The sequence below is a fragment of the Yersinia vastinensis genome (genome assembly GCF_902726565.1).
GTDB classification, from domain to species: domain Bacteria; phylum Pseudomonadota; class Gammaproteobacteria; order Enterobacterales; family Enterobacteriaceae; genus Yersinia; species Yersinia vastinensis.
This window is the reverse complement of the sequence record NZ_CACVAF010000001.1, coordinates 581436-590684: the sequence shown is the minus strand read 5'-3', so window position 1 is coordinate 590684 and position 9249 is coordinate 581436. Positions and strand designations below refer to the sequence as shown.

Sequence of the window (9249 nt, the reverse complement as noted above, 5' to 3'; positions counted from 1 at the left end):
TTGCGTCAGCGCCGCAGCATAGGATATTTGAGGCATTCCCAATCCAATCCCGCCTATTACCCCTGCAGCGGTAATACCCAAAGCAGCTTTGAGCATGTTTCGCCGACTATTCGGATGGTTCTCTTCTGAACAGCAACTCGGTATTTTGCTCATACTCTCTCCTCAAAGCTATTGTTGTGATTTTGATACTGCTCAATAAGCAAGCAGCTATTTAAATGTAGTACATGCAATTTGCATTATGTTGCAACTCATAAGTTAATGATGGATTAATAACAAAATTATCTGTCTTTAACCGGTATTATTGGCAATAAACTAATCACTTACAGGATGTATTGTCTTCAAAATGAATTCGGTTCAGATTGGTTGCTTTACTGATTAGCACACGAAAGTGAGGTGAAATAATGAAAGCTGCAATCGTTAAAACGCTTGATGCCCCGCCTGTTTTTGGGCAGTTTTCTGAGCCGATGCCCTTACCCGGTGAAACAGTGATTAATGTGGTAGCCGCGGGTATCAAACAACTTGATCGCGCCATCGTGCGAGGTACGCATTATTCAAGCCCAAAAACACTGCCCATCATCCCGGGGACTGATGGTGTCGGGTATCTTGAGGATGGATCCCGTGTTTACTTTGCCTCATTTCGCCAACCATTTGGGGCGATGGCCGAGCGGGCTGCAGCCTCTTGGTCTGTTCCAGTACCACCCGAAATTAATGATGCTACAGCAGCGGCATTAATCAACCCTGCATTGGCCGCTTGGTTACCACTAGTCTGGCGGGCTAGGATTCAACCTGGAGAGACCGTGCTCATCATCGGAGCTACCGGCACGTCAGGTAAGTTGGCTATTGCCGCTGCACGTCATCTAGGGGCTGGCCGCGTGATTGCTGCCGGTCGGCGTCAAGAAGTGTTGGCAACATTAGGAGCCGATGCCACGGTGAATCTAACGTTGCAGGGCGCGGAGTTAACTGAAGCATTTACTCAAGCTGCCGGACCAACCGGTTATGACGTCATTGTGGATTATATTTGGGGGCCAGCAACCGAGGCACTTTTCGCTGCACTGACCCGCCACGATCTGACTGCCCATGCTAATGAGCAAGGCATTCGGCTAGTGAATGTTGGCTCGATGGCATCCCCTACTCTACAGCTTCCTTCCGCCGTTCTGCGGAGCGCTAATCTACATATTCTGGGAAGTGGCACCGGGAATTTCCCACCGATTGCTGAATTGAAGCGCATTGTTGCTGACATTTTTAGCCTTGCTGCCCAACAAAAGCTCAGTATTGAAACTCAGCTTCATCGGCTAGAAGAGGTTAGTGAAGTCTGGAATGTAAATAAAAACAGTGATATTCGGTCTGTGCTGTCTATCAAATAAAAGTGGCACCGGGTTGGGCCACAGTGAGCACCAACCCGGGTGATTTGCATTATGATGTCTGTATAAAACGATCAAGCTGCCGACGTAGTTGCTCGTTCTCTTTCTTTAGCTGCTCAATTCTTTCAAGCAACGTTAAGGTCATTGCTACACCAGACCAGTCCAGATCCAACTCATTTTGCAAGCGACAGGCACGTTTAAGGCAGCTCAGTGCATCTGCGTCAAAAACCCAGACAGTATCTGCCGGCTCTAACGGTACAATCACACCCAGCCCGACCACCTCAACCAGTTCGTCCTGCATAATCCCTGTTGACTGGCATAATTCAGTCACGGTGTAAGTGATTTCTATTTCAGCCATAATCTGTTACTCCCATTCAGTCCGAGGATTAAATGCCGCTTGCTCTGACAATTGTTGCCAAAGTGCTCGCGTTTTCTCGTCTGGTTTCGGCGGCATAACCACCTTGAGGGCCGCATACAAATCACCCGTTCCTTTTTTGCTGACCAGACCTTTGCCTTTAATGCGCAACCGCTGACCACTCTGACTTCCTGCCGGAATCGTTAAAGATATTTTCCCTGTCAACGTCGGGACCTCGACACTGGCACCCAGTGCCGCTTCCCATGGCGCTAGCGGCACCACTATTTGTAAGTTTTGGCCATCAATATCAAACAGTGGATGTGGGGCAATACGAATGATCAGGAATAAATCGCCATTAGCTCCCCCCGCAAAGCCCGGCGCGCCCTGCCCTTTAAGACGAATCCGCTCACCATCGCCCACACCTGCCGGTATTTTAACTTTCAGAGTCTTAGAGGTTTCAGCACCAGCTCGACCCGATGCATCAATGGTCGGTATTTTGTAAGAGATCGAACGAGTTTGTTCAGCTAAGGTCTCTTCTAAAAAGAGGGGTAACTCCATCTCCAGATCTTGCCCGCGAATCCCTTGAGAGGTGCGATGAGATGCATGCCCAGTTGCAGAGCCACGATGGGCGAAGAAAGATTCGAAGAAATCGGAAAAATCATGCGCACCGCCCCCAGCACCACTATGCCATTGCTGACCTCCTGTGTTGTAGGCTGCTTGCTGTTGGCCAAAATGGGGATCATTACGATGTAATCTTAATTCGTCATATTCAGCCCGCCGCTCAGTGTCTTTTAAAACTTCATAAGCTTCAGCCACTTCCTTAAACTTACTTTCAGCATCGGCTTCAGAGCTGACATCTGGGTGGTATTTGCGGGCTAGCCGACGATAAGCGGTTTTAATCTCTTTTAGGGAAGCGGTAGGCTCCACTCCCATGATGGCGTAATAGTCTTTAAATTCCATGCAATAATATCCTTAAATTCAATGTGTTACACACAATAAATTTCAAGGTGCAGAAAGGCGGCGAGTAAAAAATCCCGATGAACTTACGCGGTCAAGTGCTTCGGGTCATTGAGCGCCACCAATAGACCTGCAGTTGAAAATGACGGGCGTCTATAAGATATCCCCATCTGATTTATATAAAACCTATTAATACATACTTCTCTTCACTTTTAACTCGGGGATCCATAACCCTAAACTATAGCTTACCCTTTTCATTTCATGTTACAGCCGCATTTGTGACCGAATCACTGATGTTAATCATATAACTGGTCGCTGGTTTTATTGGCAACAGGCGCCGCCCTTTTCTGGTTTACCTGTTTTACAGAGGAGCGCACCACCAGCTTGCCTTGCAAGAGAGTATTACTGAAAGGGGCATCCGGACGCAGTAAACGTCGTTGTAACAACGAAATCGCCTCTGCACCCAACTCATCACGCGGAACATGTACCGCCGTCAGTGGCACGTCATGGATCTCGGCTAGATTAAAGCCATCCATACTCATCACTGACATGTTATCAGGCACATTGATTTTTAACTTATTCAGTGCATTAACTGCCCCTACTGCCATGTAGTCCCCACCGGCTAAAATGGCTGTAGGCAGCTGGCTTTTATCCTCGCAGGCGGCGATATAAGCAGTAATGGCTTGCTCTGCTTCTTCAGCACCAAAGCCATGGGTGGTGACTAAATGCTGGTCATCATCAAAACTCATATTATTGCTGACAAAAGCCTCTTTAATTCCCACCAGCCGCAGTTCCATGGTATTACGTCGTAAACATTGCAATGTCAGGATACGCCGGTGCCCCTGTTGTATCAGATAGTTGGCTGAGAATTCTCCGATCAATTGGTGGTCTGGAGAAACACTATCCAATGACATCTCTTTATCACGGCAATTGATCAATATCGACGGTTTATGGACCCCTGCTGCCAAGGTATGAACACGTGGATCATCAATACCAATGATGATTGCCGCCTCCGTTTGCGGGTGGGTTATTTTTTCCAGAAACAGCGAGATGTCACTGTGGGTTTCAGATAATCCACAGTAGCGAATCATTACTTCATGTTGACTGACCGCTTCGGTAATTCCCTGAATGACTTTGTAGTAAAAAATATCGGTACGAACATCAAAGGCTCGGTGCGGCGCAAATACCATAATATTGTTAAGCATGAGCCGCCCACTGGATAAATTCTGCAAGATTCCTTGTGATTGCGCGCAAGCCATGACCTGCTGTTTTGCTTTCGCGCTGGTGTTAGATTTACCGGCTAATACTCGGGATACCGTGCTAATTGAAAGACCCGTCTGATTGGCTATTTCTTGTATTTTTAGCTTTCCATTCATTTTGTGATCTCTCTCAAATTAGCAAATGAAAAAATTTTCATAGCCAGAAAATAGCTTATTCACAGCATTACTCAATATAAATGCTGGAATATTACTCAGCGTATGAAAATTTTTTCAAAAAAACGCGTATTAATACCAATTTAAGCTAGCTACCTTGTTTTGGTAAACCAATTTTAAAAACTTATCAGTCCGGTTATTTTTGATTAAATATAAAAAAACTAACAATATCAATTTAGTATGTTTTATTAGCTTGTTTTACTGTGAGCAGGGTCACATTAAAACTCAGCATAATCTTAATAACCGAAAATGGATCATACCAAAACAATAAGTTGGTCCGGTTAATTAACTGCCGACTAACTCCAGGAGGCTGGGATGAGTGTTGAGATTAATCAATCCGCTAAAGTTGTTGGGCGGCGAAAAATAAAATCACTACGTTGGTGGATGCTGGCGCTATTTCTGCTTGGGGTCACCGTTAACTATATTACCCGCAACTCTCTGGGTATTCTCGCCCCCGAACTAAAAACCAGTTTGAATATGACCACCGAGCAATACTCCTGGATTGTGGCGTCATTTCAATTGGCTTATACCGTGTTCCAGCCACTGTGTGGTTGGCTAATTGACGTCATCGGTTTAAAGATGGGGTTCCTGATTTGCGCCAGTGTTTGGGCCGTGGTGTGTATGATGCACGCCGGGGCAGGAACCTGGTTCCAATTAGCGGTGCTGCGCTTCTTTATGGGCAGTGCCGAGGCCGCCGCAACACCAGCAAATGCCAAAGCCATTTCTGACTGGTTCCCGAAAAAAGAGCGTCCGATTGCGGCGGGTTGGGCTGGCGTTGGCTTCTCTATCGGTGCGATGTTGGCCCCTCCCATTATTGTACTGGCGCATGTGGCTCTCGGCTGGCAAGGCGCGTTTTTATTCTCCGGTGCTTTAGCCATGGTGTGGGTATTGTTGTGGTGGCGTTTTTACCACTCACCGGATACTCACCCCAATCTAAGCAAAGAAGAATTTGAACTGATTCATCAGGATAATGAACCCGTACTGCCACGGCTGCCTTTCCTGAAATCACTGTCCATCCTTAGTAAAAACAAGAAGTTTTACGGCATCGCTATTCCCGCTTTTTTGGCAGAACCGGCATGGGCAGTTTTTAGCTTCTGGGTCCCGCTTTATCTGGCGACCGAACGCGGCATGGACCTGAAACAGATTGCTATGTTTGCTTGGCTGCCCTTCCTCGCGGCAGATATCGGCAGTGTTGCCAGTGGTTACTTAACCAAACTTTACCAAAAATGGTTCGGTTGCAGCCGCATCAACTCTGTGGTTGCCAGTTCAGTGACCGGCGCTTTTATGATGGTCTCACTGGCCTTCGTGGCCATCACTAAAGATCCCTATCTGGCGATTGCATTGATCTCTATCGGCGGCTTCGGTCATCAGGTTATCTCCTGCATGTTAAGTGCATTAGTCGTTGAATCTTTTGATAAAAACCAAGTGGCGACGGTTAACGGGTTGCGCGGTTCCTCCGCTTGGATCGCCAGCTTCCTATTCACCCTATTGATTGGGGCGGTTTCCGACACTATCGGCTTTAACCCCCTGTTTATCGCCATGGGCTTCTTCGATTTGATTGGTGCCGTGTTCCTAATTGCCCTGTTTGCTGAACGCCGCAATAAAAAACAGTCGGCTGCCTAATGCTATTAACCCAGCAACAGCGCACCACTCGCGCTGTTGCCAGAAAAAAAGATGAGCTGTGATGAAAACATTAAAAAACTGGCAGTTAGTAAATGAATATCCCGACCATGTGGAATTGCGGGTCGATGACCAACATAGTTTCTGTTTGTATGTATTAGAGCCAAACCTTTGTCGGGTACTGATTAAACGCAACGGCGAGTTGGCACTGAACCGCACCTGGAGCATCGCGCCACAAGGTGATGTGCCGTGGTCAGGCCGTGACCGGCTGAGTCTGGAAGGCTTTTCGGTGCCGGGCTATCAACTAGAACGCCACGAACAGCAATTGATCGTGACCACGGATTGCTTGCGGATAACTATTCACCAACCGCTATATCTGGAGTGGGAATATAAAAATCAGCAGGGGGAATGGCACCCACTGGCCGCAGACCGCCCTACCAGCGCTTATCTACTCAGCCCGCAAGGCGAAACAATTGCTCACTACCAGCGCCGCTATCCTAATGAGCAATATTACGGATTGGGCGAAAAAGCCGGGGATCTTAATCGCGCGGGTCGTCGTTTTGAAATGCGCAATTTAGATGCCATGGGTTACAACGCTGCCAGCACCGACCCGCTCTATAAACATATTCCATTTACTATCACTCGCCGCGATGATGTTAGCTTTGGTTTGTTTTATGACAACTTAAGCAGTTGCTGGCTGGATTTGGGTAACGAGATTGATAATTACCATCTAGCTTACCGCCGCTATCAGGCTGAAGCGGGTGATCTTGATTACTATATGTTCCTCGGCCCGAAAGTGTTGGATGTCACCAAAGCCTTTGTTCGCCTAACGGGTAAAACGAAGTTTGGTCCTAAATGGAGCTTGGGCTACAGCGGTTCTACCATGCATTATACCGATGCCCCGGATGCACAGGTGCAACTGCAAAAATTCATTACGCTATGCCAACAACATGATATTCCCTGTGACTCTTTCCAACTGTCGTCTGGCTATACCTCGATAAACAACAAGCGCTATGTCTTTAATTGGAACTACGACAAAGTGCCGCAGCCAAAAGTGATGAGTCAGGCTTTCTTGCAGGCTGGCATCAAACTGGCCGCTAATATCAAACCGTGTCTATTACAAGATCACCCGCAGTATCAGCAAGTTGCAGAACGTGGCCTGTTTATTCTCGATGGTGAAACCGGGTTACCTGAGCGTTCCTCATTTTGGGATGACGAAGGTTCTCATCTTGATTTCACCCACCCTGAGACGGTGGTTTGGTGGCAGGAAAATGTCACTAAGCAGTTATTGGAAATGGGGATCGGTTCAACCTGGAATGACAATAACGAATACGAAGTGTGGGACGGCGAAGCGCGTTGCAATGGGTTTGGTGAATCCATCGCTATCAAACATATCAGGCCGGTAATGCCGTTACTGATGATGCGTGCGTCAATGGAGGCTCAACAAGCATTTGCACCAGACATACGTCCATATCTAATATCACGTTCTGGTTGTGCCGGGATGCAGCGCTATGCCCAAACCTGGAGTGGCGATAACCGCACCAGTTGGCAGACTCTGCGCTATAACATCCGTATGGGGCTGGGCATGAGCCTATCTGGGTTGTATAACCTTGGCCATGATGTTGGCGGTTTTTCTGGTGATAAACCTGAAGCCGAACTGTTTATCCGCTGGGTACAAAACGGCGTGATGCACCCACGGTTTACTATTCACTCATGGAATGACGATAACACGGTCAACGAGCCATGGATGTATCCTGCCGCAACACCAATGATCCGCGATGCCATGGTTCTGCGTTACCGACTATTACCTTATTTCTATACGTTACAATGGCAAGCCACACATGATGATGAGCCAATGCTACGCCCGACTTTCCTTGATCATGAACACGATAGCAGCACGTTTAAAGAAAATGATGACTTTATGCTAGGCCGTGACTTACTGGTTGCTAGCGTGGTCGAACCCGCACAGCGTCAGCGCGAGGTCTATTTACCGGATAATAATGTCGGTTGGTATTGTTTCCATACCGGCCAATGGTACAGCGGCGGACAGACGGTCGTGTTAGATGCACCACTTGAGCGTTTACCACTTTTGGTGCGAGCGGGTGCGGCATTGCCATTGTCACGGCGCATCGCCTTTGTGAATGTCGAACTGGATGCTCAACGCGAGTTGGCGCTTTACCCGACCAAAGGGGCTGGGCAATCCAGTGGAATGCTGTTTGAAGATGACGGCGAGAGCCATCGCTGGCAGCAAGGCCATGCATTGTGGCTAAACTGGCAGGTAACAACTGATAATCATCGAATTGATATTACCTTTAGCCGCACCGGAAGCTATCAGCCGGCATGGCAGGAATTAATGGTAAATCTGCCCGAAAATGAGCATCGCGAGCTATATATCAACGGTGTCGAAAGCCATAAATTACATTTAAATACATTAGTTTAATGAGCGAATGTTGCGGGCTTTCTAAAGCCCGCTTATTTTTTATCTAAACAGGTTAGCGCAGTAATTTTAATGCCCCAGTCAATGAACGCACCCATTTCTCAGGCCCCGCCAATCCCAAGCCATCCAACGGCTCATCACTGAGCGAACGTGACGGAAAAGTCTCTTCATAGTCTTGAAAACTGTGCATTGAGCGCGCAAATGCCGGGAATGGGACAATGGCCCGCTCATGAGGGGCTGCTAATGCTTTCAGCAGTACCTCTCTTATCTGTGAAGCATTCGCCTGTAAAACAGGAACCGGCAATTTTGAACTGACATCAATCTCTTTTCCAACTGAATCGGATAATGTCGTCCCCGCCAATTGTGGAAATTTTGCCGCCAAACCAATCCCCACCGCACTGGTGGTATTAGCAATTAAACCAACAGGAAGTTCAGGGTTAACAATAATCGCGATCCGCATTTGTTCTGCCACAGCCAGTACCCTTTTGCCGCTAATATGTACAAAATAGAATATCCCTCCGCCGCCGGTAAGTGCTTTCTTTTATCACCCATATTCCACTAATATTGGTAATCTATACCCAAATTTAATAATAAGTAGGTAGAAAATGCCCTCAACCTCTCTAACTCCGGCAGATATAAAAATCTTGAAGCAATTGCAGCACTCTGGACGTATGACTAACCAAGAGCTGGCCGATAAAGTGGGGATGGCAACCTCCCCGTGCTGGCGACGGGTTAAACAACTTGAAGAGAGCGGCATTATCACCGGTTATCAGGCTAATATTGACCGACGCAAAGTCGGACTAGGGATTTTGGCCTTTATTCGGGTGAAAATTGACAGTCACAGTGAAGAGGAATCAAAGCTGTTTGAAATGCAGGTCGGAGCGCTAAAGCCGGTCATTGCTTGCTACGCCGTGGCGGGAGATGCTGACTTTTTACTGCAAGTGGTCGCCGACGATCTCGACAGTTTTTCCACCTTTGCGATGTCAGTCATTCGTCGGCTATCGGGCATTAAAGAGATGCAAACGACATTCGTGCTGCGCGAGGTAAAACCACTGGATCATTTACCTCTGTAATCAGTCACGGAGT

General features: G+C 47.5%; 9 protein-coding genes. 4 read left to right on the top strand and 5 right to left on the bottom strand.

What is annotated here, in order from left to right:
• Nucleotides 1–153: twin-arginine translocation signal domain-containing protein (locus HUZ92_RS02635; RefSeq protein WP_174846775.1), on the bottom strand; the 153-nt coding region annotated here is incomplete at its 3' end.
• A gap of 248 nt (nucleotides 154–401) precedes the next feature.
• On the opposite strand from HUZ92_RS02635, the gene HUZ92_RS02630 reads away from it, so the two are divergent.
• Nucleotides 402–1364, top strand: coding sequence for a quinone oxidoreductase family protein (locus HUZ92_RS02630; protein ID WP_145579875.1), 963 nt, complete (start codon nucleotides 402–404; stop codon nucleotides 1362–1364).
• A 49-nt stretch (nucleotides 1365–1413) separates the two neighbouring features.
• Here HUZ92_RS02630 and cbpM read toward each other — a convergent pair whose 3' ends face one another.
• The 3 genes from cbpM to HUZ92_RS02615 all read right to left on the bottom strand — a co-directional run bounded on the left by cbpM (nucleotide 1414) and on the right by HUZ92_RS02615 (nucleotide 4049).
• The gene (gene cbpM / locus HUZ92_RS02625) at nucleotides 1414–1719 is read right to left on the bottom strand and encodes a chaperone modulator CbpM (RefSeq protein ID WP_050098053.1); all 306 of its coding nucleotides are present in this window, start codon (nucleotides 1717–1719) and stop codon (nucleotides 1414–1416) included.
• Nucleotides 1720–1725: 6 nt separating this feature from the next.
• Nucleotides 1726–2676: a curved DNA-binding protein gene (cbpA, locus tag HUZ92_RS02620; RefSeq protein ID WP_050098052.1), complete on the bottom strand. Its 951-nt coding sequence runs from the start codon at nucleotides 2674–2676 to the stop codon at nucleotides 1726–1728.
• A 293-nt stretch (nucleotides 2677–2969) separates the two neighbouring features.
• Nucleotides 2970–4049 (bottom strand): LacI family DNA-binding transcriptional regulator, encoded by a 1080-nt coding sequence (locus HUZ92_RS02615; protein ID WP_050098051.1) that lies wholly within the window; start codon nucleotides 4047–4049, stop codon nucleotides 2970–2972.
• 372 nt (nucleotides 4050–4421) lie between these two features.
• Here HUZ92_RS02615 and HUZ92_RS02610 point away from each other — a divergent pair, with 372 nt between their 5' ends.
• Together HUZ92_RS02610 and HUZ92_RS02605 are read left to right on the top strand one after the other, a co-directional pair.
• On the top strand, nucleotides 4422–5729 hold the full coding sequence (locus tag HUZ92_RS02610) for an MFS transporter (RefSeq protein WP_050098050.1): 1308 nt from the start codon (nucleotides 4422–4424) through the stop codon (nucleotides 5727–5729).
• A gap of 61 nt (nucleotides 5730–5790) precedes the next feature.
• The gene (locus HUZ92_RS02605; RefSeq protein WP_050140262.1) at nucleotides 5791–8166 is read left to right on the top strand and encodes a glycoside hydrolase family 31 protein; all 2376 of its coding nucleotides are present in this window, start codon (nucleotides 5791–5793) and stop codon (nucleotides 8164–8166) included.
• Nucleotides 8167–8218: 52 nt separating this feature from the next.
• Here the strand turns inward: HUZ92_RS02605 and HUZ92_RS02600 are convergent, their stop codons facing one another.
• Nucleotides 8219–8641: a DUF2000 domain-containing protein gene (locus tag HUZ92_RS02600; protein WP_174846783.1), complete on the bottom strand. Its 423-nt coding sequence runs from the start codon at nucleotides 8639–8641 to the stop codon at nucleotides 8219–8221.
• Nucleotides 8642–8768: 127 nt separating this feature from the next.
• On the opposite strand from HUZ92_RS02600, the gene HUZ92_RS02595 reads away from it, so the two are divergent.
• On the top strand, nucleotides 8769–9236 hold the full coding sequence (locus HUZ92_RS02595; protein WP_050140261.1) for an Lrp/AsnC family transcriptional regulator: 468 nt from the start codon (nucleotides 8769–8771) through the stop codon (nucleotides 9234–9236).
• Nucleotides 9237–9249 lie beyond the last annotated feature (13 nt).

Coding starts and splice junctions, on each gene's coding strand:
- HUZ92_RS02605 (WP_050140262.1), top strand. CDS start 5,791: ATGAAAACATTAAAAAACTGGCAGTTAGTAAATGAATATCCCGACCAT.
- HUZ92_RS02595 (WP_050140261.1), top strand. CDS start 8,769: ATGCCCTCAACCTCTCTAACTCCGGCAGATATAAAAATCTTGAAGCAA.
- HUZ92_RS02615 (WP_050098051.1), bottom strand. CDS start 4,049: ATGAATGGAAAGCTAAAAATACAAGAAATAGCCAATCAGACGGGTCTT.
- cbpA (WP_050098052.1), bottom strand. CDS start 2,676: ATGGAATTTAAAGACTATTACGCCATCATGGGAGTGGAGCCTACCGCT.
- HUZ92_RS02610 (WP_050098050.1), top strand. CDS start 4,422: ATGAGTGTTGAGATTAATCAATCCGCTAAAGTTGTTGGGCGGCGAAAA.
- cbpM (WP_050098053.1), bottom strand. CDS start 1,719: ATGGCTGAAATAGAAATCACTTACACCGTGACTGAATTATGCCAGTCA.
- HUZ92_RS02630 (WP_145579875.1), top strand. CDS start 402: ATGAAAGCTGCAATCGTTAAAACGCTTGATGCCCCGCCTGTTTTTGGG.